This window comes from Dactylosporangium sp. NPDC049525, from assembly GCF_040676755.1.
In the GTDB taxonomy this organism is placed as follows: Bacteria; Actinomycetota; Actinomycetes; order Mycobacteriales; family Micromonosporaceae; genus Dactylosporangium.
Window position 1 is genome coordinate 305,442 of sequence record NZ_JBFAPO010000002.1, and the last position, 26,138, is coordinate 331,579.

The 26,138-nt window shown below is 73.9% G+C and carries 23 protein-coding genes and 1 pseudogene; 17 read left to right on the forward strand and 7 right to left on the reverse strand.

Annotated features, from left to right (window positions below):
- Positions 1-67: 67 nt before the first annotated feature.
- Positions 68-4,093, forward strand: a complete 4,026-nt coding sequence (locus tag AB0K00_RS05730) for a bifunctional nitrate reductase/sulfite reductase flavoprotein subunit alpha (protein ID WP_363515881.1) — start codon at positions 68-70, stop codon at positions 4,091-4,093.
- A gap of 45 nt (positions 4,094-4,138) precedes the next feature.
- Entirely contained in the window at positions 4,139-5,185 is a 1,047-nt protein-coding gene (locus tag AB0K00_RS05735; RefSeq protein WP_363515884.1) for a hypothetical protein, read from the forward strand.
- Positions 5,186-5,245: 60 nt separating this feature from the next.
- On the opposite strand, the gene AB0K00_RS05740 is transcribed toward AB0K00_RS05735, so the two are convergent.
- Entirely contained in the window at positions 5,246-7,528 is a 2,283-nt protein-coding gene (locus AB0K00_RS05740; protein WP_363515887.1) for a bifunctional diguanylate cyclase/phosphodiesterase, read from the reverse strand.
- A gap of 150 nt (positions 7,529-7,678) precedes the next feature.
- On the opposite strand from AB0K00_RS05740, the gene AB0K00_RS05745 reads away from it, so the two are divergent.
- Positions 7,679-8,026 (forward strand): PadR family transcriptional regulator, encoded by a 348-nt coding sequence (locus tag AB0K00_RS05745; RefSeq protein ID WP_363516446.1) that lies wholly within the window; start codon positions 7,679-7,681, stop codon positions 8,024-8,026.
- Positions 8,023-9,024, forward strand: a complete 1,002-nt coding sequence (locus AB0K00_RS05750; protein WP_363515890.1) for a hypothetical protein — start codon at positions 8,023-8,025, stop codon at positions 9,022-9,024. The genes AB0K00_RS05745 and AB0K00_RS05750 overlap by 4 nt, the downstream gene beginning before the upstream one ends.
- Here the strand turns inward: AB0K00_RS05750 and AB0K00_RS05755 are convergent.
- Positions 8,985-9,695 carry a phenylalanine--tRNA ligase beta subunit-related protein gene (locus AB0K00_RS05755; RefSeq protein ID WP_363515893.1) on the reverse strand — a complete coding sequence of 237 codons (711 nt, stop codon included), beginning with the start codon at positions 9,693-9,695 and terminating at the stop codon, positions 8,985-8,987. The two genes, AB0K00_RS05750 and AB0K00_RS05755, sit on opposite strands and share 40 nt — an antisense overlap.
- Positions 9,696-9,805: 110 nt before the next feature.
- On the opposite strand from AB0K00_RS05755, the gene AB0K00_RS05760 reads away from it, so the two are divergent.
- The 4 genes from AB0K00_RS05760 to AB0K00_RS05775 all read left to right on the forward strand — a co-directional run bounded on the left by AB0K00_RS05760 (position 9,806) and on the right by AB0K00_RS05775 (position 13,349).
- Positions 9,806-10,681: an endonuclease/exonuclease/phosphatase family protein gene (locus AB0K00_RS05760; RefSeq protein ID WP_363515896.1), complete on the forward strand. Its 876-nt coding sequence runs from the start codon at positions 9,806-9,808 to the stop codon at positions 10,679-10,681.
- A 1,130-nt stretch (positions 10,682-11,811) separates the two neighbouring features.
- Positions 11,812-12,039 (forward strand): hypothetical protein, encoded by a 228-nt coding sequence (locus AB0K00_RS05765; RefSeq protein WP_363515899.1) that lies wholly within the window; start codon positions 11,812-11,814, stop codon positions 12,037-12,039.
- Positions 12,040-12,043: 4 nt separating this feature from the next.
- Positions 12,044-12,853 (forward strand): ROK family protein, encoded by an 810-nt coding sequence (locus tag AB0K00_RS05770; protein ID WP_363515902.1) that lies wholly within the window; start codon positions 12,044-12,046, stop codon positions 12,851-12,853.
- Between the two features lie 208 nt (positions 12,854-13,061).
- Positions 13,062-13,349 (forward strand): hypothetical protein, encoded by a 288-nt coding sequence (locus AB0K00_RS05775; protein WP_363516455.1) that lies wholly within the window; start codon positions 13,062-13,064, stop codon positions 13,347-13,349.
- 255 nt (positions 13,350-13,604) lie between these two features.
- Here the strand turns inward: AB0K00_RS05775 and AB0K00_RS05780 are convergent.
- Positions 13,605-13,763, reverse strand: a pseudogene (locus AB0K00_RS05780) (transposase); the annotation flags it as partial.
- Positions 13,764-14,329: 566 nt separating this feature from the next.
- Between AB0K00_RS05780 and AB0K00_RS05785 the strand changes: the two are divergent.
- Entirely contained in the window at positions 14,330-15,004 is a 675-nt protein-coding gene (locus tag AB0K00_RS05785; protein ID WP_363515905.1) for a GAP family protein, read from the forward strand.
- A gap of 412 nt (positions 15,005-15,416) precedes the next feature.
- Here the strand turns inward: AB0K00_RS05785 and AB0K00_RS05790 are convergent, their stop codons facing one another.
- Both AB0K00_RS05790 and AB0K00_RS05795 read right to left on the reverse strand, forming a co-directional pair.
- Positions 15,417-16,139 carry a LamG domain-containing protein gene (locus tag AB0K00_RS05790; protein ID WP_363515908.1) on the reverse strand — a complete coding sequence of 241 codons (723 nt, stop codon included), beginning with the start codon at positions 16,137-16,139 and terminating at the stop codon, positions 15,417-15,419.
- 121 nt (positions 16,140-16,260) lie between these two features.
- Positions 16,261-17,073, reverse strand: coding sequence for an SDR family NAD(P)-dependent oxidoreductase (locus AB0K00_RS05795; RefSeq protein WP_363515911.1), 813 nt, complete (start codon positions 17,071-17,073; stop codon positions 16,261-16,263).
- A 78-nt stretch (positions 17,074-17,151) separates the two neighbouring features.
- Here AB0K00_RS05795 and AB0K00_RS05800 point away from each other — a divergent pair, with 78 nt between their 5' ends.
- Positions 17,152-17,931 carry a helix-turn-helix transcriptional regulator gene (locus AB0K00_RS05800; protein ID WP_363515914.1) on the forward strand — a complete coding sequence of 260 codons (780 nt, stop codon included), beginning with the start codon at positions 17,152-17,154 and terminating at the stop codon, positions 17,929-17,931.
- Complete coding sequence (locus AB0K00_RS05805) at positions 17,928-18,341, forward strand: hypothetical protein (protein ID WP_363515916.1); 414 nt, start codon at positions 17,928-17,930, stop codon at positions 18,339-18,341. The genes AB0K00_RS05800 and AB0K00_RS05805 overlap by 4 nt, the downstream gene beginning before the upstream one ends.
- Here AB0K00_RS05805 and AB0K00_RS05810 read toward each other — a convergent pair whose 3' ends face one another.
- The gene (locus tag AB0K00_RS05810; protein WP_363515919.1) at positions 18,342-19,658 is read right to left on the reverse strand and encodes a condensation domain-containing protein; all 1,317 of its coding nucleotides are present in this window, start codon (positions 19,656-19,658) and stop codon (positions 18,342-18,344) included. It lies immediately after the preceding gene.
- A gap of 141 nt (positions 19,659-19,799) precedes the next feature.
- Between AB0K00_RS05810 and AB0K00_RS05815 the strand changes: the two genes are divergently transcribed.
- The 3 genes from AB0K00_RS05815 to AB0K00_RS05825 all read left to right on the forward strand — a co-directional run bounded on the left by AB0K00_RS05815 (position 19,800) and on the right by AB0K00_RS05825 (position 23,404).
- Positions 19,800-20,540, forward strand: coding sequence for an ABC transporter ATP-binding protein (locus tag AB0K00_RS05815; RefSeq protein ID WP_363515922.1), 741 nt, complete (start codon positions 19,800-19,802; stop codon positions 20,538-20,540).
- On the forward strand, positions 20,534-22,930 hold the full coding sequence (locus AB0K00_RS05820; protein WP_363515925.1) for an ABC transporter permease: 2,397 nt from the start codon (positions 20,534-20,536) through the stop codon (positions 22,928-22,930). The genes AB0K00_RS05815 and AB0K00_RS05820 overlap by 7 nt, the downstream gene beginning before the upstream one ends.
- Positions 22,931-22,996: 66 nt before the next feature.
- A complete protein-coding gene (locus AB0K00_RS05825; RefSeq protein ID WP_363515928.1) occupies positions 22,997-23,404 on the forward strand; it encodes a VOC family protein in 408 nt (135 codons plus the stop codon).
- Between the two features lie 25 nt (positions 23,405-23,429).
- Here AB0K00_RS05825 and AB0K00_RS05830 read toward each other — a convergent pair whose 3' ends face one another.
- Complete coding sequence (locus tag AB0K00_RS05830; protein WP_363515931.1) at positions 23,430-24,374, reverse strand: DUF2867 domain-containing protein; 945 nt, start codon at positions 24,372-24,374, stop codon at positions 23,430-23,432.
- 96 nt (positions 24,375-24,470) lie between these two features.
- On the opposite strand from AB0K00_RS05830, the gene AB0K00_RS05835 reads away from it, so the two are divergent.
- From AB0K00_RS05835 to AB0K00_RS05845, 3 genes are all read left to right on the forward strand, one after another.
- Entirely contained in the window at positions 24,471-25,043 is a 573-nt protein-coding gene (locus AB0K00_RS05835; protein WP_363515934.1) for a TetR/AcrR family transcriptional regulator, read from the forward strand.
- Between the two features lie 40 nt (positions 25,044-25,083).
- Positions 25,084-25,692 carry a TetR/AcrR family transcriptional regulator gene (locus AB0K00_RS05840; RefSeq protein WP_363515937.1) on the forward strand — a complete coding sequence of 203 codons (609 nt, stop codon included), beginning with the start codon at positions 25,084-25,086 and terminating at the stop codon, positions 25,690-25,692.
- 5 nt (positions 25,693-25,697) lie between these two features.
- A partial coding sequence (locus AB0K00_RS05845; protein ID WP_363515940.1) for a hypothetical protein occupies positions 25,698-26,138 on the forward strand: 441 nt, incomplete at its 3' end.

Genomic DNA, 26,138 nt, shown 5'->3' on the forward strand with positions numbered 1-26,138 from the left:
CCGTTCCTATGCTCCCCCCAGCGTCACGGTCGACGCGACGGTGTCGGCCGGAGCGAGGGGTGTGGGTGTGACAGCACTGGACACGCAGGTCAGGACGGTGTGTTCATACTGCGGCGTCGGCTGCGGGATCGTGCTGGACATCGGCCGCGGCCCCGACGGCAGGCCGAAGGTGCTCAAGTCGGTCGGTGACAAGGCGCACCCGGCCAACCGCGGACGGTTGTGCACCAAGGGCGCGACGAGCGCCGACATGCTCGCCGCGCCGGGCCGGCTCGGCACCGCGAAGGTCCGCCGGGAGCGCGGCGCCGCGCCGCAGGACGCCGACCTCGACGCCACGATCACGCAGACCGCGCGGCGGCTGCGGGCGATCATCGACGAGCACGGGCCGGACGCGGTCGCGCTGTACGTGTCGGGGCAGATGACGCTCGAGGCGCAGTACCTGGCGAACAAGCTGGCGAAGGGGTTCATCGGCACCAACCAGATCGAGTCGAACTCGCGGCTGTGCATGGCGAGCGCGGGCAGCGGCTACAAGCTGTCGCTCGGCTCCGACGGGCCGCCCGGCTCCTACGACGATCTCGACCACGCCGACGTGTTCCTCGTGATCGGCGCGAACATGGCCGACTGCCACCCGATCCTGTTCCTGCGGATGCTCGACCGGATCAAGGCCGGCGCGAAGCTCATCGTGGTCGACCCGCGCCGCACCGCGACCGCCGACAAGGCCGACCTGTTCCTGCAGATCAACCCCGGCACGGATCTGGCGCTGCTCAACGGGCTGCTGCACCTGCTGGTCGAGGGCGGCCATATCGACGAGGAGTTCATCGCCGAGCACACCGAGGGCTGGGCGGCGATGCCCGCGTTCCTCGCCGACTACACCCCGGACCGCGTTTCCGAAATAACCGGTATTTCCGAAAAAGACATCCGTCAGGCCGCGGCCCTGATCGGCAATGCCGGCGACTGGGTGAGCTGCTGGACGATGGGCCTCAACCAGTCCACGCACGGCACCTGGAACACCAACGCCCTGGTCAACCTGCATCTTGCCACCGGCGCGATCTGCCGCACCGGCAGCGGGCCGCTGTCGCTGACCGGCCAGCCCAACGCGATGGGCGGCCGGGAGATGGGCTACATGGGCCCCGGCCTGCCGGGCCAGCGCTCCGTGCTGGTCGAGCAGGACCGGGCGTTCGTCGAGGACCGGTGGGGGCTGCCGCGCGGCACGCTGCGCACCGAGGTAGGCACCGGCACCGTCGACATGTTCCGCAAGATGGCCGACGGCCAGATCAAAGCCTGCTGGATCATCTGCACCAACCCGGTCGCGTCGGTGGGCAACCGCCGCACCGTCATCGAGGGCCTCGAGGCCGCCGAGCTCGTCATCACCCAGGACGTGTACGGCGACACCGAGACCAACGCCTACGCCGACGTGATCCTCCCCGCGACGATCTGGGGCGAGACCGACGGCATCATGATCAATTCGGAGCGCTCGCTGACGCTGGTGCACCGCGCCGTGCCGCCGCCCGGGGACGCGCTGCCCGACTGGGAGCTGATCGCCCGGATCGCGACGGAGCTGGGGTACGGCGCCGCGTTCGACTACTCCTGTGCCGAGGAGGTCTTCGCCGAGCTGCAGGCGTTCTGGAACCCGGCCACCGGCTACGACCTGCGCGGGGTCAGCTACGACCGGCTGCGTGAGGGCCCGGTGCAGTGGCCGGCCGCACCCGCCGGGCCCGCCCGCAACCCGATCCGGTACCGCAACGACGGCGTCAGCCAGCGGCTCCTGGAGCGCCCCGACGGCTCCCGGCCGCGGCTGGCGTTCGCGACGCCGAGCGGGCGGGCGGTCTTCCACGCCCGGCCGCACCTGCCGGCGGCGGAGCTGCCCGACGACGACTACCCGTTCCTGCTCAACACGGGCAGGCTGCAGCACCAGTGGCACACGCTGACGAAGACGGGCCGGGTCGGCAAGCTCAACAAGCTCAACCCGGGGCCGTTCGTGGAGCTCAACCCCGCCGACGCGGCCCGGCTCGGGATCGGCGACGGCGACCGGGTCGAGGTCGCGTCCCGCCGCGGCCGGGCGGTGCTGCCCGCCGTGGTGACGGACCGGGTCATGCCCGGCGGATGCTTCGCGCCGTTCCACTGGAACGACCTGTTCGGCGAGTACCTCAGCGTCAACGCCGTCACCAACGACGCCGTCGATCCGATCTCGTTCCAGCCGGAGCTGAAGGTGTGCGCGGTGTCCCTGGCCCGCGTGGCCGACATCGCCGACAAGTCGGACCTGCGCGAGATGCTGGGCCTGCCGGTCGCGCCGCCGCAGCTCACCGACGACGAGAAACGGTACCTGGCCGGGTTCCTCGACGCGCTCACCGCCGCCCCGCCGGACCACACCACCGTCCCGGTCCTGCCCGCGTCGGCGCCGATCGCCCCGGAGCGGATCCTGTGGGTCAACGGCCTGCTCGCCGGCCGGTACTCCAGGGTGCCCAACACCGCGCCGGTCGTGGTGACCACCACGGAGGAGGCTGCCGGGCCGGCGATCCAGGTGCTGTGGGCGTCGCAGACCGGCAATGCCGAGGACTTCGCCGGCGTCGTCGGCAGGCGCCTCGCCGAGGCCGGCTGGCAGGCGAGCGTGCGCAGCATGGCCGACGTCGGCGTCGACACCCTCAACGGCCCCGCGGACCTGCTCATCATCACCAGCACGTTCGGCGACGGCGACGCACCCGACAACGGCGCCGCGTTCTGGCAGTCCCTGGGCGCGCCCGACACGCCACGCCTCGACGACCGCCGGTACGCGGTGCTCGCCTTCGGCGACTCCAACTACGACGACTTCTGCGGCCACGGCCGCCGCCTCGACGCCCGCCTCAGCGAACTCGGCGCGACCAGGCTCACCGCCCGCGTCGACTGCGAGCCGGACTACCAGCCCGCCGCCGCCGACTGGCTCGACCAGGTCATCGCCGCGCTGCGGACCGCACCCGGCCGGCGGACCCCGATGCCGGTGCCGACCCGCAACCAGCCGGTGACCGCCCGGCTCACCGGCAACCGGCTGCTGAGCCTGCCCGGGTCGGCGAAGGAGGTCCGGCAGTTCACCTTCGACGCCGGCGACGGCGTCCTGCCCTACGAGGCCGGCGACTCCCTCGGCGTCTGGCCCGTCAACTGCCCCGACCTGGTCGGGGAGTGGCTGAAGGTGACCGGCCTGCGCGCCGACGACCCGGTCGAGCTCGCCCAGCACGGCACGCTCCCGCTGACCGAGGCCCTGCACCGCCGCCTCGAGATCGCCAAGATCAGTCCGGACCTGCTGCGGTTCGTCGCCGAGCGCAACGGCGACCCGCAGCTCAAGACCCTGCTGCGCCCCGACAACCAGGGCGAGCTGGCGAAGTGGACGTGGGGGCGGCAGGCCGTCGACGTCGTCGCCGAGTGGCCCGTCGACGCCACCGCCCAGGAATGGGCCGGCGTGCTCAAACGGCTCCAGCCGCGGCAGTACTCGATCTCCTCGACGCCACTGCTCGACCCGGCCCGGGTCAGCCTGACCGTGTCCGTGCTGCGCTTCCCCAACGTCCGCGGCCAGGTCCGCAAGGGCGTCGCGTCCACGTTCCTGGCCGACCTGCCGGCCGACGGCGAGGTCCCCGTCTTCGTCCAGCGGGCGCCGCACTTCCGGCCGCCGGCGGACCCCGCCACCGCCATGATCATGGTCGGGCCGGGCACCGGCGTCGCGCCGTTCCTGGGTTTCCTGCACGAACGCCAGGCCCGCGGCGCCCGCGGCGCGAACTGGCTCTTCTTCGGCGAGCAGCGCCGCGACACCGACTTCTACTACGCCGAGGAGCTGCTCGCCCTGCGCGACACCGGCACCCTCAACCGCCTCGACCTCGCCTTCTCCCGCGACCAGCGCAACAAGGTGTACGTCCAGGACCGCATGCGCGAGCACGGCGCCCAGCTGTGGTCGTGGCTGCAGGACGGCGCCCACTTCTACGTCTGCGGCGACGCCAGCCGCATGGCCAAGGACGTCGACCGCACGCTGCGCGAGATCGCCGTCGCGCACGGCCACCTGACCCCCGAGGCCGCCGAGGCATACGTCAAGCAGCTCAGCGCCGACAAACGTTACGTCCGGGACGTGTACTGACACCGCTAAGGTGATGCGTCGTCGGCGTGGGACGTAAGGGGAGCGATGCGCGGGGTGCACGGGGCTGTGGTCGTGGTGTGCGGGCTGCTCGCGGGGTGCGGGGGGAGCCCGGTGCCGGTCCCGGCGTCGGCGGTGCCGTCGGCGGTGTCGGTGGCCGAGGACCTCGCCGTCGTGGCCGGCGGCGGGCTCGCGGTGCCCGCGGCGAAGCAGCTGCCGGCGAAGGCCGCCATCGGCGGGCCGGACTACGCGGTGCGGCTGGCGGAGGTCGGCACCGCCGATCATCTCGAGCCGGCCGTCGTCACCCAGTTCGGCAGGATGCAGTCGGCGACCGGGGTGCCGCGGGACGCCTCCGGCACGATCGCGGCCGGGGCTGGCAAGGAGTTCCTGTTCGTGCGGCTGGCCGAGGTGCCGGGCGTGAAGAGCGAGCCGTCCCCGAACGTCAAGGCGCGGCTGCGGGTCGGCGACAAACCCCGGCCCGTCGAGGGCTTCGTCGTGCCCGGCGCCGTCCTCGTCGCGCTCGTGCCGGTCGGCGCCCCGGTGACGCTGGTCGTCACCGACGAGGGCAAGGACCAGAGCGTGGACGTGCGCACCGGCGCCGTCGGGCCGGACGCCGTCGCGGCGTATCTGAAGCCCCGCCCGTACGGGGAGGTGACGTACAAGCTCGTCGGGCAGATCAGCGGCGAGCCGGCCCGCACCTACGTCGAGATCACCGTGTCGGCGGCGCTGGAACCCTACGACCACCGGCTCAACGGCACGTGGGCGCCGGCCGGGCACACCTGGCTGCGGATGTGGGTGGACCTGAAGGTCAGCGCGTTCGGCACGCTCGCCGGCACCATCGACATGCGGCAGAGCCTGCAGCTGTCGGCCGGCGGGAAGGCGGTCACCGTCGAGCCGTCCACCCCGAAGGTCGAGCGGGCGTCGATGTCCGTGAGCGACTACACCGTCGCCGACCAGGTGCGCATGGACGTCGTGGAGGGCTCGGTGCAGACGCTCACGTTCCGCTTCGAGCCGAAGGGCGCGCTGACCCGCGACGGCAAGCCGGCGACGCTGAAGCTCGAGTCCAGCCCGCAGCAGCGCCTCACCCTGAAATAGCCCGGCCGCTGCGGTAGGCGGCGGCAGCGGTGGTACCGGTGCCGCCGGGCGTCACCGCGCTCAGCGGACGAGTCCCGACGGCTGGGCGACCGCCGGGGGAGTCGTCATCCACTCGGTGAGCCGAGCGGCCGGCACGGGGCGGGCGAAATGGTAGCCCTGCGCCGTGCGGTACCCCAGGGACCGCAGCTGCTCGGCCTGCTCCGGGGTCTCCACGCCCTCGGCGACCGCGTGCAGCCGCAGCGCCTGCGCGAGCTGGATGACGGCGGCCGCGACCGGCGCGCGACCCGACGCGGGTGCCTGGGTGAACGAGCGGTCCAGCTTGACCTCGTCGACGGGGCAGTCGTGCAGCAGGCGCAGGGTGGAGCTGCCGGTGCCGAAGTCGTCGAGGGAGATCCGCAGGCCGAGCGCGCGGAGCCGGTCGAGGGTGGTGACCGCCGGGCCGAGGTCCAGCGCGAGGGTCTCGGTGATCTCCAGGACGATGCGGGACGCCTCGACGCCGTGGGTGGCGAGGGTCGCCGCGACGAAGTCGGCGTAGCCGGCCTCGCGCAGCTCGCGGGGGGACGCGTTGACGTTGAGCACGGCCGGCGCGGCGGCGCCGAAGCGGCTGGTCCACTCGGCGAACTGCCGGCACGCCTCGTCGAACACGAACCGGCCGAGCGGCACGATGAGGCCGGTGCGTTCGGCGAGGGGGATGAACGTGTCCGGCGGCAGGACACCGTGCTCGGGGTGGTCCCAGCGGACGAGGGCCTCGGCGCCGACGAGCCGGCCGTCGTCGAGGGAGACGATCGGCTGGTACTCCAGGAAGCACCGGCCGCCGGCGATGGCGTCCCGCAGCTGCGAGTGGTCCCCGCCGGGCTCCGACATCGTGCTGTCGTAGTGCAGGAACGCGGTGCCGGTGAGCTTCTTCGCCGCGTACATGGCGATGTCGGCGTGGCGCAGCAGCAGGCTCGGGTCGTCGCCGGTGCGGCCGTCGGCGATGCCGATGCTGGCCGAGATCGGCAGCTCGTGACCGTTGACGGTGGCGGGTGCGCGCAGCGCCGCGGCCATGCGGTCCGCGGCGCGGCTGGCGGCGGCCGGGTCGGCGCCGGGCAGGACCACGACGAACTCGTCGCCGCCGAGGCGGGCGACCGTGTCCTCGGGCCCGGCGCAGCCGGCGAGGCGCCGCGCCACCTCGACCAGCAGCAGGTCGCCGACCTCGTGGCCGAGGGTGTCGTTGACCTCCTTGAAGTCGTTGAGGTCGATGAGCGCGACGCTGACCGGCCGCCGCTCGAGCCCGTCGACGGCCTGCTGCAGGCGCTGGCCGAACAGGGACCGGTTGGGCAGGTGGGTGAGCGCGTCGTGGGTGGCGCCGTGATCGAGGCGGGCGAGCAGCCGGCCGTTGTCGACGAACGCGGCGACCTGCCGCACCATGACCAGCGCGGTGAGGGTGACGGCGCCGAGGACCATCATCTTCTGGTCGCCGTGATCGCCGATCCAGGTCTCCAGGATCAGCAGGACGTAGACGGCGGCGACCGCCGCGTAGGGCACCAGGCTGAACGGGCGGCGCCGCCGAACGGCGACGACCTGGCCGGCGGCGAGGCGCTGGCGCTCCGCGGCCCACGACGCCAAGCAGCACACCACGGGGATGCTGACCTGGGTGACCATGAGGTGCGGGTGGCCGGGCGACAGCAGCGGCTGCAGCAGTGAGCTCGTCGCGCCGACGAAGATCGCGAACGCGAGCCACTGCAGGGCCGACTTGTCGATGAACTCGTAGCCCGACAGCATCACCTTGGCCACGGCGAGCACCACGACCAGGGCGAGCACGCCGAGGATCAGGGAGCCGATGACCTGGTTGCGGTCGTCGGTGCCGAGCGCGACCCGGGTCTGGAAGTGCCAGATCAGCACCGCTGCGCCCGCCACGACCGTGCCGCCGTCGAGGGTGACCCGCAACCGCTCCCCGGCGCTGCGGGTGGACAGCGGCAGGCGGTACAGCGCGTAGAGGATGAGCAGGATCGCGCCGCTGTCGAAGATCAGCAGGCCGGGCCCGTTGTAGCCGCCGCCGACGTCGGGGTGGCTCAGCACGTCGATCGCCTGCGCGGTGTGCGCGACCCCGACGAGCAGCGCGGACAGGCTCAGGTGCCCCCAGAAGCGGCGGGTCGGCGCGGGCAGCGCCGCCGCCCGCGACGTGCGGCGGAACGCGGCGGTGAGCAGCAACGCGCAGACGGGCGTCGGCAGCCACAGCAGCACCGGCGGCCCCACCGGCGTCACCAGGTTGACCGCGAACCAGGCCGCGCAGACGGCCAGGACCAGGCACGAGGCGCGCATCAGCCCGGACATGGCCCGCAGCCGTCGCAGTGCGCCCATGCGGTCTCCTCGTCCTGTGCCGTCGCCAGTGCGCTGCCAACATCGACCACCCGAATGCTGCCATGAGCGTTTGCCCGGCCCGAGTCCCCGCGGTGCACATTACGGTTGACGTAATATCACGGTGACTGTAATTTGCTGGTCATGCCGCCCATGCAGGAGCCGACGTTTCTCGTCCTGACCGCACTCACCGGCGAGCCGTTGCACGGCTACGGGATCCTCCAGCAGGTCACCGCCCTGTCCGGGGGCACCGTGGTGCTCGGCGCCGGCACGCTCTACGGCGCCCTGGACCGCCTGACCGAGCAGGGCCTGATCGCCGTGGAGCGCGAGGAGGCCGTCGACGGGCGGCTGCGCCGCTACTACCGGCTCACCGACGAGGGCGCCGGCCGGCTCAGCACCGAGGTCGAGCGGTTGCGCCGCAACGCCAACGCGGCCGCCGCGGGCCTGCGCCGCCGCGTCGCCCTGCCCGGCACCCCCGACCTGCAAGCGGGTCTCGCGTGACGGCCCCGCTGGAGCGGCGCTACCGGCGGCTGCTGCTGGCCTATCCGGCGGCGTACCGGCGCAGCCACGGCGCCGAGCTGCTCACCGCCCTGCTCGACGCCGCCGGCCCCGACCGGGTCCGGCCCAGCCGGCGGGACGTCGTCGACCTGGTGCGCGGCGGGCTGCGGCAGCGCTTCCGGTTGCCGGTCGGGAAGGCCCCGGTCGCCGTCGCGGTCTTCGCCGCGCTGCTGTTCGGTGCGCTCGGCGCGGGCATCGGCTCGTTCCTCGGCTGGTGCACCGTCGCGCCGCTGCGCGTCGACCCCACCGCCACGCAGGTCGCCTCGCTCGCCATCGGCGAGCCGTATGCCGGCGGGTTCAGCCGCGACGACGGCTGGCAGGGCCGGGCCGTCACGATCCAGGCCGTCGACCCGCGCTACATCCCCGGCTGGACCCGCGACGCGGCCGGGGACCGGTTCACCGCCGCCGGCTGGAGCATCGAATCCGTCGGCGACGGCCACTTCGTCGCGAGCCGCGGCGATCTGCGGGTCCGGGTGTCGGGGCCGCTTCCTGCCCCTCCGTCACCTGACGGCGTCCGGCCGGTTTCGACGCTGGCCCCCGTCGACGTCGTCATCTGGTCGGAGCCGCCGCCGGCCGTGCCGTTCGGTGTGGCCGCAGGCTGGCTGGCGGGTGCCGCCGGTGGCTGGCTGCTCGCCGCCTGGACCGCCTACGAACTGCTCAGGACGCGATCGTGGCCGCGGCGGGGTGCGGCCGTCACGCTCATGCTCGCCTCCCTGCTCGTGCTGCTGTTGCCGGTCCTGCACACCTACCTGCTGATCGGGGCGGGCATCGTCCTGGGTCCGGACTCCTGGGGTCCGCCTGCCCCGGTCTACGTCGGGTTCATCGACACCGACGCCGTCGGCGTGCCCCTGCTCGGCCTCGCCGCGATCGCCCTCGCCTGCCTGGTGGCGGGCGGGCGCCGTCACCGGCCGGAGGTCGCCGCCGCGCCCAGCGAACCCTGAGCGCCGCTGGGGAGGACCTCGCCGAGCAGCGTCGCGGCCGGCCAGGTCGCGCGCACGGCGGCGGCGAGGTCGGCGAGCAGCGCGAGCACGTCGGCGGCGGCGCCCTCGTGCAGCGCCTCGGTGACGATGAACGCCCGGCTGGTGGCGGCGCTGATCGCGGAGTAGCCGCTCTGCCGGTTGGTCCAGCGCCGCGCGTGCGCCCGGCCGGCGTCGTCGACGAACACGACCTCACCCGGCTCGGGGTGCTCCACGTCGCCGGCGAAGGTGTCGTACCGTTCGCCGCCGGTCGCCCGCCGCACCTCCAGGTCGCCGCTGATCCGGTCGGCGTCCAGCGCCGCGACGGGGATCGCGAACGCGGCGGACACCGCGTTGCACAGATCGACGAGGGGGTGCAGCGCCGGCAGGTCCCCCTCCCGGCGCAGCCGGCGCAGCAGCGACTCCGACGCGCAGCGGTACTGGGTGGGCTTGAGCCCCATCGCGGTGAACGCCCGCCGCCACGCCTGCACCTGCGGCAGCTGGCCTTCGGGGGAGCCGGCGAGCCGCTCGCGGGCCGTGGCGAGCCATGGCGACACGTCCACGATGGAGTCGGCGCTCACCCCGTCGATGCGGATGGTGCCGGCGACGAGCGTGGGGAAGTCGGCGCGGAGCTGCGGGTGATGACGGAACTGCACGCGTTCCAGCCTCACCCGGCCCGGCCGCCGGCGGGAAGGACCACTTGGCGGGTTTCCGGCCGTACCAAGGCAATGCCCGGCACGGCGCGCGCATCTGAAGGTGCATGCGGATGCTCGCCCTGCTCATGCTCGCCGGCGCCCTGCACGGCGGCGGCGCCGGCGTGCCGTTCCGGATGCTACAGCTGAACCTGTGCAACAGCGGCCACGCGAGCGTCGCCTGCTACCGCGACGGCTGGTCTCTCGCCGCGGCCGTGCAGCTGGTCGAGACCGTCCGGCCCGACGTCGTCACCGTCAACGAGGTCTGCGCCAGCGACGTGGTGCCGCTGCGGCAGGCGCTCGGCAACACCGGCGGCGCCGTCTTCCAGGCCGTCTGGGACCGGGCCGCGGCCGACTGGATGCGCTGCTCCGGCGGGCGCGGCCGGTACGGCGTCGCCGTCCTGGCCCGCGAGCGGCTGCGCGCCGTCGGCCGGGGCGGGCTGTTCCCGCCGCTGCTGCAGGCCCGGGACGTCAACGAGCTGCGCGGCTACGTCTGCGGCGGGTTCGTGTCGTTCGTCGCGTGCACCGCCCACCCGCAGAGCCCGCGGTCCGGCACCGAACGCGCCGACGCGGTGGTGGCGCTCGCGCAATGCCGGTACGTCGCCGGCGGCATCCTGCCGCGGTATCCGGGACCCGCCGTGTTCGGCGCGGACCTCAACCTCACCTGGGACGGCCGGGCCGGCGCCCAGCGGTGCGTCCCCGAAGGCTGGCACCGCAAGGGCGACGGCGAGTTCCAGCACTACCTGTTCTCGCCGGCGTTCGAACACGTCGGCACCGTCACCTACCCGGTGCGCGGCACCGACCACGCCGCCCTGCTCGTGCACACCGTCAGAGCCGGCGCAGCACGGTCCACTGCGGCTCGACGACGAAGCCGAGGGCCTCCTTCGGGCCCTGCGCGCCCTTCCCGCCGACGATCAGCGGCCGCTGCTGCTCGATGCCCCAGCGGATGAGCCGGGCCAGGTGGTCGAACCACAGGCCGCTGCGCCGGTCTGTGCCCAGCGGCAGGGCACCCCACGGGCCGAGGACCGGCGCGACCGGATGGTCGAAGGTGAGGGTCGCGGCGATCAGCCCGCCGTCGGTGCCGGTGTAGCTCAGCGCCAGCACGTCCGGCAGGGCGAGCACGGTCGCGAACAGCTCCCTCGGCCAGAACCGCATCGGCGGCCACCGGCCGGCGCGGTTGCGGCGGGCGGACTCGATGCACAACCGGTGGAACGTGTCGATGTCCAGGCCGGCGTCGGCGGCCGGGCCGAAGCGCACGGTCACGGACGGGTCGGCGTCGATGTTGCGGACCAGGCGCTTCTGGTCGACCCGCCGGGACTTGCGCAGCGTGCGCAGGTAGGCGTCGTAGTCGGCGAATGTGTTGCGCAGCAGCAGCGCGGGCGCGCCGGCCCGCACGACGGTGACGCCGCGCAACAGATGGGACAGCTCGCGGCGGTAGATCTGGCGGTACATGACCGCTTGGACGCGCTGGCCGTACACCTGCCGCAGCGTCTGCTCGAGCGCCCTGGTCGCGGCGGCGAACAGCTCCGGCGGCGGACCGCCGGTCGGGTGCAGGGTGCCGGGCAACCCGCCGGTCAGCGCGATGCCGGGGAACGCGCCGACGACCATGCTGTCCACGTCGGCGACGGCGAGGCCGCGGATCCCGCGCAGGCGCAGCGAGGCGAGCCCGACGACCTTGCCGCCGTCGCGGAACGCGCCTGCCAGGACGGGGCCGCGCCGGGTCGCGGCCAGGGTCCGCATGACCGGCCAGTCGCGCACCTGGTGCAGCTCGGCGTCGCGGACCGCGGACGCCCACCACGACGGTGCCGCGGAGCCGGCGGCATCGACCAGCTCGAACGTCAGATCGTCGATGTCCCGATCTTCCGCCATGATCTGCCGCCGGTCAACAATCCGACCGGTGGGCTTCCGTTCCAACTACAACCGTCAATGCTTCTGCTGGTTGTCCGCATCACCCTGGCCGGCGGCACCGGGCCCCGACCAGCAGCACCGGCAGCGGTCGATCGTATCCGTCCCGGTGTTCGCTGTCGTACGCCACGATCACTGCTGACGGCCCACCCCTGCGTCGGCTACGGTCTGGCGCATGGGGGAGCTGTACTACATCGTGCCGCAGGTGGTGTTCGCGTTGCCGGCGGTCATCACGCTCGCCGTCGGCCTGGTGCTGTTCTGGGCGCGGCGGGACCGGCTCGCCCCCCGGGCCCGGGGGCTGGGTGTGGCCGGGCTCGCGGTCCTGCTCGCGGGCGGGCTCGCCGACCTGGCGTACATCACGCTGCCACCGGCGGACACCGCGCCGCTCGCCGAGCTCCGGTAGCGGCATGGGGGTCGTGGCGATCGACGTCGGCGGGACCCGTACCCGCGTCGCGACCGGCGACGGCACGGTCGTGCGCTTCCCGACCCACCCCGACTACGACCGTCAGCTCGCGCTGCTGCGCGCCACGATCCCGGGCACGCCAACGGCCGTCGGGGTGTCGTTCGGCGGCCGGGTCACCGCCGACGGCGACGTGCGGGTCGCCCTGCACCTGCGCGGATACGAGGGCCGCCCGCTGCGCCGCGACCTGGAGTCCACATTGGACGCACCGGTGCGGGTCGCCCACGACGCGACCTGCGGCCTGCTCGGCGAGCACGCGCTGGGCAGCCTGCGCGGCAGCGACCGGTGCGGCTACGTCACCCTGTCCACCGGCGTCGGCGCGGCACTGCGACTCGGCGCCGGCGACCACTTCGTGGCCGTGACCACCGAGGCCGGCCACCAGCTCGTCGCCGGCAACGACCGGCGGTGCGGCTGCGGGCAGACCGGCTGCCTGGAGACACTGCTGGGCGGCGCCGCGCTGCGCCAGCTCCTCGGCCGCGGCCTGGAGACCGTCGACGCCCCGGGCTTCTGGCGCGAGTACGCCCGGCACTTGGCCGACGGTCTCGCCAACTTCGCGCTCACCGCCGGCCTGGACGCCGTCGCCGTGGGCGGCTCGATCGCCTCGCGCCGCGGCGAACTGTGGCCGCCGCTGCGGCAGGCGCTGGCGGAACGCCTGACGTATCAGGCGGTGCGGGTACACCAGGCGACGCTGGACGAGGCGCCACTGGCCGGTGCCAGGGTGCTGCTCGACTCGCCGCCGGCCGCGATCCTGCACTGAGCCGCACTCGGCGTGACGGGCTTTTGGTCGTGTTCGCGGGGGATTTGTTGGTTCTGGCCCTCTTGGCAGGTCGATGGTCTGATCCACCGTTACGGCCGGCGGACGTTGCCGGCCCGGCACGTCCTGCAGACGCTCTGGTTGGCCCTCGCGGGGCGGGACGCAATCCGAGGCAGCGGCTGGTCCGCCGCCGCGGGTACAGTGGGCGACCATGCTGGTCGGATTCGTCCTGAATCGGTACGGCGCGCTCGGGCTCGGCGTCATCGCTGTGCTCGTCGGTCTCCTCGGTTTCAGTACGGACAAGGTGACGTGCGGCGACCGGGTGATGCAGCCGGGAGGCATCTGCAATGCGGGCCACCGGGGCGACCCGGCCACCTACGACGAGATGAGATTCCAGAACCGGGTCATGCGGATCGGCCTGGTGGGCGGCGGCACGGTCCTGCTCAGCGTCGGCGGCGTGCTGATCGTCCGGCGGCGCCTTGGGCCCCCGCCGCAGTAGCGTCGACATCGCGGCCCCGACGGCAATATTCGTGGCTGGCCGCCGCCGTCCGAGCGGCAATCGGTCGCGCGACCATCGGGGAATCCGGAAATGGCGCCTGTCATCGGTGCCGGTGTCGCGGGCTGAACGGCTCAAGCACGACCTGATCGGCCAGTACCGTGCGGTAATCCCCTGTTCGACGGGTGGAGCCGCAGCCAGTTCACCACGTGGCGGATCTTGGACGGCCTTCTCGACGTGTTGAGCGAGGTCGTGCCGCAGGTGCCACCGATCGGCGACCTGGATGGCGTCCGGTGCTCCGCGGCGGGCAGCCTCAGCGTAGGCGCCGGCGCGGTCGCGGCAGATCACGTGCGCGCCCGGATTCGTCTGCAGCGAAGCGGTGAGCGTGTCCGTTTCCCGGTCGGGCAGCACCTCGACTGCAGCCCACGGCCTCGACTCGCTCGACCACCAGCTTCGCGAGATGCGGCAACAACACGATGAGCGATCCGTCAGCGCACCGGCAGGACCGTACACAGTGGACACGACCGGCCGCGCAGCGGCAACCATCGATCAACTCAAGAGGGCCAGAACCCGTTTGTTCCGACAACCCGAAGGATCCGCGGTGCCCTGGAAACTGTTGTGAATCGACGGCTCGCAGGGCCGGACGCGGCGGCGCATCGCGTACCTCAAACGCTCGGCGCACGACCCGGTTGATTGCTGGTCGCCGAGGAGCAGGGATCCACCGGGTTGTGGAGATCCGCCGGGTGTTGGCGTCTGCGGGCGGTTCAGCCCTGCCGGCGGCGGCCGTTTCGTCCGCTTCGCGCATTCGGTCCGCTGCCGATTGCGGCGGTGTTCCTGGGTGGCGTTCCTCCGGGTCGGGTGGGGCGAGGGGCGCGGCCGGGTGGACAGGATCGGCGGGGGTCCGCTGCGGACCGGGACGGGCGCTGGCCTGATCTGTGCTGGTCTGGTCTTGTGCGCCGCGGGGCGCTGGGTGGGGAGTTGGGATGGGTGCCGCGATCGGGCAGAGCTTGCAGATGGCGGTGGGCGTCGCGCTGAGCCCGATGCCGATCATCGCGGTGATCCTGCTGCTCACCACGCCCGGCGCCCGGCGCAACGGGCCGGCGTTCGTCGTGGGCTGGCTGGCCGGCCTGGCGGTGATCGGTGTGCTGGTCCTCGCGGTCATCGGGCCGAGCGCGCACGGCGGGCCTGGGCATCCGGCGACCTGGGTCAGGTGGCTGCAGCTGACCCTCGGGGTGCTGCTGCTGTACGTGTCGGTGCGGCAGTTCCGCGGCCGGCCCGAGGCGGGCGCCGAAGCTCCGATGCCCGGATGGATGCGCAGCGTGGAACAGTTCGGCGCGGCGCGCTCGCTGGGCGTAGGTGCGTTCCTGTCCGGCCTCAACGTCAAGAACCTGCTGCTGGCAGTCGCGGCGGCGACCGCGATCGCGAAGACCGGGATCCCGGGCGGGCAGGAGGCGGTGGCTTATGCGGTGTTCGCAGTGATCGGGACTGTCACCGTGGCCGCGCCGGTTGTGCTGTACGTGACGATGGGGGCGCGCTCCGAGCGGCTGCTGGCTCGCCTGAAGAGCTGGATGAGCCGCAACAACGCGGTCATCATGTCCGTCCTGTGCCTGGTCATCGGCGCCAAACTCCTCGGCGACGCCATCTCCGTCATGCCGTAGCGACGTGACAACGGCCTACGATTGGACCGAGGAGTGCTTCACGGGGCATGCTGACAGCGGACACGCGCACCGAGGCTCAACATCAGCATTGGCAACCCCGAAAGCGACTGCTGATTACGAGCGGTGATGCGACCGGATGTCGATTTGGATGGCTAGGGTACGGTGCTTGTGAAGCAGCCAGCCCGTCACCGGGACGACCGGATGCGGCGCACACACCCGGTCGTCCTCCTGTCAGCGCTGGACCTGTTCAACCGGCGTCGACCGCAACTTGCGTCGGCCTGATCGGCGGGGTCGCCCGGTCCGCGGGCGCCGGTCTGATCAGCGGGCGTGGACTCGGCCGGCGGGCGTGGGTGTGACCCGTGAGTGGCGGCCCGATCGGCGGCGTGGGCGTGATCTGTAGGGGTGGGGCTGGTCAGCGGGCCTCGATCTCGACCCAGTCGATGTCGCCGGCGTAGTAGTCGCAGCCGACGTCGCGCTGGTCGCAGTCGGTCTTGCCGCCGATGGACAGTGGCCAGCCGTTGGAGATCGGGCCGGTCCAGCCGCTGCGGCGGGCCACGGTGCGGCCGTCGATCGTGAGGGCCACGCCGGAGCCGGTCCGCTCGCAGCGCACGACGTGCCACCAGCCGTCGTTGATCCGCCGGGATGCCTGCACGATGATTGTGCCGTTCGAGCCGCGGAACAGGCACTGCACGATGCCGTCGGGGATCTGGAACTTGAAGTTGCCGCCCGAGGCGGTTGCCTGGCCCTTCTGGATGATGTTGCCGAACTGGTAGGTGGTGCGGAGCCTGACGGTGACGGCGTAGTCGCGGCTGCCGGGGTCAAGGGCGGAGCTATCGGCGACGGTCACCAGGTGCCGCGGGTGGGCCGGCGGTTTGTCCGGCTGCAGGCGGGTGAAGCGGTAACCGGTCGCGCCGCGGACGCCGACGTCGGTGAGGACCTCGTTGCCGATGGTGCCGTGCAGGCCGTTGCCGCTGCTGTCGATCATCGTGCGGGCGCCCGCACCCTCGTTCATCGACCAGGTTGCCACCGGGTAGTGGCCGGTGCTGGCGGTGGCGGTGGTCGCCGATCCGCCCGCGAGGGCGGCTGCCGTTGCGGCCACCACCAGGACCCGCCGACCAGGCGTCAAAGAGACCATGCGTACCCCCGAACACGTCAAAATCCGCAATCCGGGAGCTGATCTCATACCGGACAAAACAGATCGTAGACCCCGAAAGGGTCCCGCATAGGCGGGAACGCCGCAGCCACGCGGGCGGCGGTCAGGCGGCCGACTCGGCGACCGCGCGCCAGCGTTCCCAGGTTGCCAGCCGGTCCCGGTAGACGCGCTCGACCACCGGGAACGGGAACGGGCCGAGGAAGATCCGCAGCGGGGGCTCCGGGGCGTCGACGACAGCCAGGATCGCGGCGGCGGTGGTCGACGGGTCGGCGGGCGACCGGTGAGCGGCACCGGCCTGCCGGGCGGCGCGGACCTCGTCGTACGCCGGCAACGGGGCCGTGTGCGCCGCCGACGAACCGCCCCAGTCGGTGCCGAACGGGCCCGGCTCCACGATCGTCACCCGGACACCGAACCCGGCGACCTCCTGCGCCAGTGCCTCGCTCAGGCCCTCGAGCGCCCACTTCGAGGCGTGGTACAGCCCGAGTGTCGGGAACGCGGCCACCCCGCCGATGCTGGACACCTGCAGGATGCGCCCGCCGCCCCCGGCCCGCAGCACCGGCAGGACCGCCTGCGTCACCCACAGCGCACCGAAGAGATTGGTCTCCAGCTGGGCCCGGGCCTGCGCCTCGGAAGCCTCCTCGACCGCGCCGAACAGCCCGTAGCCGGCGTTGTTGACCGCGACATCGAGGCGGGCGAACCGGGCCGCCGCGGCGTCGACGGCGGCGAACACCGCGGGCCGGTCGGTGACGTCGAGCTCGATGGGCAGGACCGCGTCGCCGAACTCCGCCACCAGCGGGTCCAGGGCGCGCGCGTCACGGGCCGTCGCCGCGACCCGGTCACCGCGGCGCAGCGCCGCCTCCGTCCACACCCTGCCCAGACCGCGCGACGCGCCGGTGACGAACCATGTCAGTGTCATGCGCCCCACGGTGCCCGCTCGCGCCGGCGCCAGCCAGTACCGTGCCAGGGTCACCCAGGACGGAATAAACTGGCGGTGGTGAACGATCTCGGCGAGTTCCTCAAGGCCCGCAGGGCACTGCTGCGGCCCGAGGACGTCGGGCTCGCCGCGATCGGGCGGCGCCGGGTGGCGGGGCTGCGCCGGGACGAGCTGGCGCGGCTGGCCGGGGTGAGCGAGCAGTATCTGGTGCGCCTGGAGCAGGGCCGGGACCGCAACCCGTCGCCGCAGGTCCTCGGCGCGCTCGCGGTGGCCCTGCGGCTCGACGAGGGCACCGCCGCGCACCTGCACGCCCTCGCCGCCGGGCCGGCGCCGTCCACTGTGGACGAGGCCCTCGCGCCCGGGGTGCAGGAGCTGCTGGACGCGTGGACCGGGGTGCCCGCGTATGTGCGCAACCGTCGCCTGGACGTCCTGGCCGGCAACGCGCTTGCCGTCGCGTTGTCGCCGATGTACGAGCCGGGCCGCAACCTGCTCCGCGAGATGTTCCTGGAGCCGCGGGTCCGGGCGTTGCTGCCGGACTGGGACGACCTCGCCGCCGGCGCCGTCGCCGCGCTGCGGGCCGGGGCCGACCCGCATGACCCGGCCGTCGCGGCGCTCGTGGACGAGGTCGCGGCGGGCAGCGCGACCTTCCGCCGGCTGTGGGACCGGCACGACGCCCGGCCGACGGGGCAGGACGTCAAGCGGTTCGCGCACCCCGCCGTCGGCGAGCTCACCCTGCGCCGGCAGGCACTCGAGGTCGCCGGCACGGGCCAGCTGGTCGTGGCGTACCAGGCGGACCCCGGCACCCCGTCCGCGTTCCGCCTCGCACAGTTGATGCGGTGACCGCCCGCGGCGGGCTCGCGCTCGCGGCCGGGGCACTCGCCGGCGACGCCTACCTGGGCGTCGTGGGCCGCGACGCCGACGGCGTGGTGGTCCGCACCGGCTGCGCCCAGGTGGCGGAGAACGGCGGTGGCTGCGCCCCGATCTGCGAGGTCGCGGCGGCGGACGGGCGGCCGCTCGGCTGGATGTCGTGCAACGGCAGTGGCGGGAAGGCCGGCGACCGCACCACCGTCCGGATCGACCCCGGCGGGTTCGCCAGCCCGATGCAGGCCGCGGACGCGTACTCGCCGCCGACGGCCACGCTCCTCGGCTGGGTGGCCCTTGCCGGTGCCGGGCTCGCCGGCGCGCTGCTGTTCAACGCCGTCTACCTCGGACCGGCCCGGGACGCCGCGGGCACCCGGGCCACGGCGTAGTCACACCCCGGTCGGCGCGCTCGGGTCCAGGGCCGCCTCGACCGCGGCGGCCTCCATGCCGCGCAGTAGCGCCTCGCCGTCGGCCGGGGACACCACGTGGGTGTCCATGAAGATGATGGCCTGCACCGCGTCCGGGACGTCGTCGATGTGCACGATCAGCGGCTCGAACGGCACGTCCTGCCGGGTCGTCCACCGGAACGTGCTGCGCGTCGCCGCGTCCCGCAACGCCACCGGCGCCGCGCCGCTCTTGCCGGTGTCGGCCCGCCGGTCGTTGAAGTAGCAGGGCAGCTCCAGGTCCGCGCCCCGCTCCAGCACGACCCGGCGGACCAGGTCGTCGAGGTCCGCCGGGTGGTAGTACGCGTGCTTGTACGTCGTCATCGCCCCACGCCGGGCCCGGTCGAGCACCTCCGCGAACGACACGCCCGCCACGTCGAGCTGGCACAGGCCGAACTGGGCGAGCATGCACACCACCCGGTCCAGGCCCGGGCGGAAACGGTTGTTGACCATCGGGCGCAGCACGACGGGGTTGATCCGGGTGACCCGGGCGAGCGCGACGGCGAACACCGCGAGCAGCGCCGGCGCCGGGGCGACCCCGGTCTGCTCGGTGACCGCCTGCAGCGCCGGGCCGAGCGCGTAGGACTTGAACTCGCCCCGCCAGTGCCGCGGCTCGGGCTTGTCGACCGTGTCCGGGAAGCGCCGGGTGGGCATGCCGCGCAGGATGCCGTCCCAGTGCCGCAGGGCGAGGGTGTTCTGCCGCTGCCCGGACGGGGAGGCCTGCCAGCGGGCCTGCTCCAGGGGCTGCAGCTCCGGGATCGGCGTGCTCACCCGGGTGTCGAGGTCCTCGAGGAGCACCTGGGTGCCGAACCCGTCCGCGACCAGGTGGCACATGACGACGACCAGGTGGGTGAGCGCACCGCCGGACCGCACCGCGGCCATCCGGATCGGCCAGTCCTCGACGAAGTCGTATTCGGTGTCCTGCAGCCGCAGGCGTACCGCCTCCGCGACGGCCGCCGGGTCCTGCGCACCCGCCTCGACGATCTCGAGGGTGATCTCGCCGGACGCGGCCACGACCTGGGTCGGGTGCCCCTCGGCGTCGAACCGCAGCCGGGTCCGCGCCGACGGGAACCGGCTCATCATGTACCGCAGCTGCTCGGCGACGTCCTGCACGGTCGTGCCCGCGGCGAGCGGCCCCCAGGCGCCGTTGGGCAGCCACGACTTCTGGCGCACCATCGCCTGCCAGATGTCCTGCTGCCCCCACGACAGTGCACCGGCCCCGGCGCCGTCACCGGCGAATTCGACTACGACCCGATCATCCACAGTGACCTCCTCCGGCGGCGCTGATCGTAACTGATCATGCGGTCGGGCCTGCTATACGGCGGGTGGTGGGGGCTGCCATACCGTCGTTGGGCTGGTGTGCGGGCGTGTGTGGAGGGGGTCCCGGACGGTGGAATTGACGGCATGGAATCGGATGTCGTCTCGCTCGACCGGGTGCACCGGCGTTTCGGCGCCGGCGACGGTGCCGTCACCGCGTTGCACGAGGTCACGCTCGGGTTCGCGGCCGGCACGTTCACGGCGGTGATGGGGCCGTCGGGGTCGGGCAAGAGCACGCTGCTGCAGTGCGCGGCCGGGTTGGACCGGCCCACCGGCGGCACCGTCACCGTCGCCGGGACGGACCTGTCGACGCTGTCGGAGACCGGGTTGACGCTGCTGCGCCGGGACCGGATCGGGTTCGTGTTCCAGGCGTTCAACCTGCTGTCGTCGCTGACCGCGGAGCAGAACGTGGCGTTGCCGCTGCGCCTGGCGGGGCGGCGGCCGGCGCGCAAGGAGGTCCGCGCGGTCCTGGACGCGGTCGGGCTCGGCGACCGGGGGCGGCACCGGCCGGCGGAGCTGTCCGGCGGGCAGCAGCAGCGGGTCGCGATCGCCCGGGCGCTCGTCACCCGGCCGGCGGTGCTGTTCGCCGACGAGCCGACCGGCGCGCTGGACTCCACGACCGGGCGGGAGGTGCTGCGGCTGCTGCGGTCCATGGTGGACGGTGACGGCCGGCAGACCGTCGTCATGGTCACCCACGACCCGCTCGCCGCCTCGCACGCCGACCGGGTCGTGTTCCTCGCCGACGGGCGCGTCGCCGGCGAGCTGCGCCACCCGACCCCGCAGGCCGTCGCCGCGTACATGACCGACCTGGAGGCGGCGCCGTGCTGAGCATCGCCAGGCAGACGCTGCGGGCCCGGTGGGCGTCGTTCGCCGGGGTGTTCGTGGCGCTCGCACTCGGCGCGTGCCTGCTGGCCACGACGGGTCTGACGATCGCCTCGACGGTCTCCGAGGGACGGCCGCCGATGTGGTACGCCGGAGCCGGCGTCGTGGTCACCGGCAACCAGACGGTCAGCATCACCGTCGACGAGGGCGACGGGGACGTGTACACCTCGACGTCGCGGACCCGCCGGGCGGCGCAGCTGCCCGCGGGGACGGCCGAGCGGCTCGCGGCGCTGCCGGGCGCGACCGTCGTGGTGGACCGGTCCGTCCCCGTGGACGTCGACGGTGTCGCCCTGGACGCGCACCCGTGGGCGAGTGCGGGGCTGCACCCGTACACCGCCCTCGGCGGCGGCCCACCGCAGGGCGACGACCAGGTCGTGCTCACCGCCCCGACGGACCGCCGCCCGGGTGACCGGGTCGAGGCGCAGACCCCGCTGGGGCGCCGCACGTGGACCGTCGCGGGCGTCGTCACCGGACCGCCCGCCGTGTACCTCGCCGACCCGGCCGCGGCGCTGCTCGCCGGTGGGCGGGTCGACGCGATCGCCGTCACCGGCGTCACCGCCGCGCAGGTCCGCGACGTGATCGGGGCGGGGCCGGCGGTCCTCACCGGCGACCGCCGCGCGCAGGCCGAACCCGATCCGGACGCGGACCTGCTCGCCGTCGCCGCGTCGCTGCTGGGCACCACCGCCGGCGTCGCCGTGTTCGTGTCGGTGTTCGTGGTCGCCGGCACGTTCGCGTTCGCCGTCGCGCAACGCCGCCGGGAGCTCGCGCTGCTGCGGGCCGCCGGCGCCACCCCGCGGCAGGTGCGCCGCCTCGTCCTCGGCGAGTCCCTCATCGTCGGGGTCGTCGCCGGGGTGGCCGGCTGCGCCGCGGGCACCGTGGTCGCGCCGCCGTTCGCGGCGTGGCTGGCCGGTTCCGGGTTCGCGCCGGCCGGGTTCACCGCGCGGTTCATCCTGTGTCCGCTGCTGGCCGCGTTCGGGGTGAGCCTGCTCGTCGCGCTCACCGGCGCCGCCGTCGCGGCGCGGCGGGCGGGCCGGGTCCGCCCGATCGAGGCGCTGCGCGAGGCGTCCGTCGACCGGCGGGTCATGACCGCCGGCCGCTGGGTCTTCGGGGTGCTGTTCCTCGGTGGTGCCGGCGTCCTGCTCGCCCTCGTGCCGGGGCTCGGCGGCGAGGCGATCGCCCTGGTGCTGCTGGACGCGCAGCTCGCGATCACCGGCATCGCGCTGCTGGCGCCGGTCGTGGCGCCGCCGCTGGCGTGGCTCGTCGGCCGGGTCCTGGTGCCCGGTGTCGCCGGCGCCCTGGCCCGGGACAACGTCCGCACGGGGGTGCGGCGGACCGCGTCGACGGTCGCCCCGATCCTCGTCACGGTCGGGATCGCGGCGGCGACGTTCGCGGCGACCGCGACGCTGTGGGACGCGGAGGAACGCGCGTCCGCGGCCCGGGTCACCGCGCCGGCGCTCGCCCTGCCGGCCGGTTCCGCGGGGATCGCCGACCCGGGCACGGGCGTGCCGACGGCGCAGTCCGTGGTGTACGTGCGCACCGACGACTACGCGGAGGAGGTCGACGCGATGTACGCCGGTCCCGGCGTCGGCGGGGTGCTGCGGCTGCCGGTGCGGTCGGGTTCGGTCGCCGACCTCGCGGGCACCGACACCGTCGTCGCCGGCGCGGGCCTGGCCCGGTCCGCGGGCTGGCGCACCGGCGGCACCGCGGAGCTGTGGCTCGACGACGCGACCCCGGTCAAGCTGCGGGTCGTGGCGGTCCTGGCCCCGTCGATCGACCTCGACCAGACGGTCCTGCTGCCGTGGGCGCTGCGGGCCGCGCACGCACCCCGCGCCGGCGCCGACGCGGTCTACCTCACCGGGTCCACTGTGGACGGCGCCCGGACCGTCCCCGCCGCCGAGTACTTCCGCGAGCGCAACGCGGAGCAGCGCCGGCTCAACCACCTGGCGCTCGTCGCCGTGCTCGGCATGGCCCTGGTGTACACGTCGATCGCGATCGCGAACACCCTCGTCATGGCGATCGGCGGGCGCGGCCGGGACCTCGCCGTGCTGCGCCTCGGCGGTGGCACGCCGCGGCAGGTCCTGACGATGATCGGGGTGGAGGCGCTGCTCGTCGGCGTGACCGGGGTGCTGCTGGCCGGTGCCGTCACCGCGGGGATGCTCGCCGGGCTGCGGGCCGGGCTCGGGCACCTCGTCGCCGACCCGCGCACGGTGGTGCCGTGGACCCCGATCCTGCTGATCGCGGCCGCGTGCGTGGCGATCACGTTCGTCGCCAGCGTGGTGCCGGCGGCGCTCGCCCTGCGGACGCCGCCCGGGCGGGTGTCCTCGGTCCGGGAGTGACGTCCTGGTGCGCTGGCCTATCGTCAGGGGCAGGCAGGACGCGCGGCCTGCGACCGGTGGGAGGTCATGATGCCTGATGAGTCCACAGTGGATGACGGGTTCCGGCTCGGCGGGATCGGGCAGATCGCCAGGCAGGTCAGCGACATCGGCCGGGCCGTCGACTTCTACGGCGGCGTGCTCGGCCTGCCGCACCTGTACACGTTCGGCACCCTGGCCTTCTTCGACTGCGCCGGCACGCGGCTGTTCCTGAGCCAGCCGGAGGGCGGCGGCGCACCCGCCGCCCAGTCGATCATCTACTTCCTCGTGCCGGACATCCACGCCGCCTACGAGCGGCTGGCCGGGCGGGGGGTCGGGTTCGAGGGCGCACCCCACATGATCCACCGGCACGAGAGCGGCGTCGAGGAGTGGATGGCGTTCTTCACCGACCCCGACGGCGGCCTGCTCGCGATCATGGCGCAGACCCCCGCCGCCTGAGGTCCGGTGCTGGCCGCCCGGCCCGTCAGGTGGCGGGGGCGAACGGGGCGGCGCGCAGGGCGCGGGCCAGCATCGTCCGGACGACCAGGGGATGGACCCGGCCGACCACGGCCAGGTAGGCGCGGCCGCGGCGGGTGCGGGGCCGGGCCAGGGTCGAGCAGACCACCGACTCGGCGTCGACGAACAGCGAGATCCGCACGTCGAAGTGGCGGGTGTCGGCGCCGAGCAGGACCTCGTCGGCGCGGGCGTCCAGCGGGGCGAACACGTCCCGGGTGTCCAGCGGCTCCAGGCCCGGGATGTGGTTGCGCAGCCGCATCAGCGCGCCGACCCAGCGCGGCGGGCGGCCGAACATCGCGGCCCGCCACGCAGCCGGGTCGGCGCTCGCGCCCGCCGGGCGGGTGCCCTGCCAGGCGTCCATCAGGTCGACGTGATCCAGGGTGCCGGCGGCCAGCCGGGCGCCGCCGGGCAGCGACACCCGCCGCGGCCCCGCGCCGCGGCCGGCGAGCGCGCGGCGCAGCAGGCGCACCCACCACGACCAGCGGGCCGGGTCGCGCACGGTGCCGGTCCCGGCGCGCTCGGCGTGGTCGAGGAGGTCCTGCAGCAGTGCCTCGTGCAGCCACCGGACCGCCAGCGGCCACAGCAGCCGCATCGAGCCGGTGAGCCGGCCGCGGATGACGTGCACGACGGCGGTGCCGGTGCCGTCGGGCTCGACGCGCAGCTCGTGCTCGCCCAGCACGCCGATCGCCGGGTCGAACCGGCACCGCAGCAGCCGGCCCGGGACGTGCTCGACGACCGTGTAGCGGATCATGCCGTGCCCGCCGGTCGCGCCGGGCGCGAGCGGGCGGTCGAACCGCATCGGCGGCCAGGTCCGCGCCGGCCACAGCGGGTCGTCGGGGCCGGCGATCCGGTCCAGCAGCGCGCCCATCCGGTCCACTGGCGCGTCGATGGTGCGGCGTTGAACGTTCTGCATGACTGCCTCCAGCCGTTCTCACCGGCGGTGCCGGTTCCGCTGCTCCACGGCGCCATACGCTGCCGTATGGTCCACACCGTACGCTACCGTACGGGCATGGCACAACGGCGGCTCAACGCGGAGGACTGGACCACGGCGGCACTGGCCGCGATCGCTGACGGCGGGCTCGCCGCGGTCGCGGTGGAGCCCCTGGCGGCCAGGCTCGGCGCCACGAAGGGCAGCTTCTACTGGCACTACGCCAACCGCGACGCGCTCATCGAGGCGACCATGCAGCTGTGGGAGCGGGCCTGCACCGACGCGATCATCGACCTGGTCGAGGCGGCCGGGGATCCGCCGCGGAAGCTGTCGCTGCTGTTCACCACGGTGCTCGGGCACGCGCGATCCAGCCGCCTGGAGATGAACGTTCTCGCGGTGGCCGAGCACCCCCTCGTCGCCCCGGTCGTGCAGCGGGTCACGCGCCGCCGGCTGGACTACGTCGAGCAGCTGTTCACCGAGGCCGAGTTCGAGGCGGGGGAGGCCCGCCGGCGGGCGCTGCTGGCGTACACCGCGTATGTCGGGCAGGCCCAGCTCGCCGCCCGCCTGCCGGAGCTGCTCCCCGCCGACGCCGGCAGTCAGGGCGCCTACCTGGACACCGTGCTGTCGGTGCTGTTGTCACCCGCCGTTCGGTAACGTACCGTTTCTGGAAACACGACGTTTCTCAAGGGGTGCGGTGCGACTGACCCGGGCGCAGCAGCAGGACCGCACCCACGCGCAGCTCCTGGCGGCGGGGCTGGCGGTGTTCCTGCGGCGCGGATACCTTGCCGCGACCGTCGAGGAGATCGCCGCCGACGCCGGGTACACCCGCGGCGCGGTCTACAAGCACTTCGGCGGCAAGGAAGGGCTGTGGCAGGCGATCGTCGACGCCCACGCCGACGCGCACCTGCAGGGCCTCCGCGCCGCCCTCGACCAGGTCGGCAGCCGCGACGAGCTGCTCCGCGTGCTCAACCCGGCCGGCTACGTGCACGACACCGCCACCCGCTGGACCGCGGTGTCCGCGGAGTATCTCGCCGCGGTCGCCGGTCGGCCCGAGCACGCGGCCGCGCTCGCCGCCACCCAGCACCGCCTCGACGAGACCGTCGCCGCCGACCTCGACCGGCACTGTCGGCGGCTCGGCATCCGGCCCGCGGTGTCGCTGCCGCAGCTCGTCGTCGCCTGGGGCGCGCTCGGCGGCGGGCTCGCCCTCTTGCACGCCGTCGACCCCGGCACCGACGTCGCGGCCGTCGCCGGCGGCGTCCTCGCCGTGCTGTTCCCGCCACCCGCCGACCAGCCAGGGACGTGAGCCGCATGGAGCCGATCGAGCGCCGGTCCGAGTTCATGGCGTGGCTGCGCCGCCGCTTCCGGATCTTCGGCGGCGTCGCGGGTGCCGTCTCCCACGCCGACATGGGCCCGTATGCCGGCGCGCCGCGCGACCCTGACCTGCGCGTCGGTGACGAGAAGTCGTACTCGACCGTGCGGTACACCACCCAGGAGGTCGCCTACACGGCGATCGGTGCCGACCCCGACGAGTGTCCCCGGTGCCGCCGGCCACTGGTCGAGCGGCACCGCCTCGAATACGTGCGGGGCGACACCCGCGTCCCGGTCGGCGCCGTGCGCACCTGCCGCGGCTGCCAGACCGACTCGTGGCTGCTGCGCTCCCGGATGCCGGCGGTGTCGCGGAGGCACCGACGTCCGCGACGATCTGCCCGACCCGGACCGGACCGGGCAGGAAGACCACCTGGCCGAGCG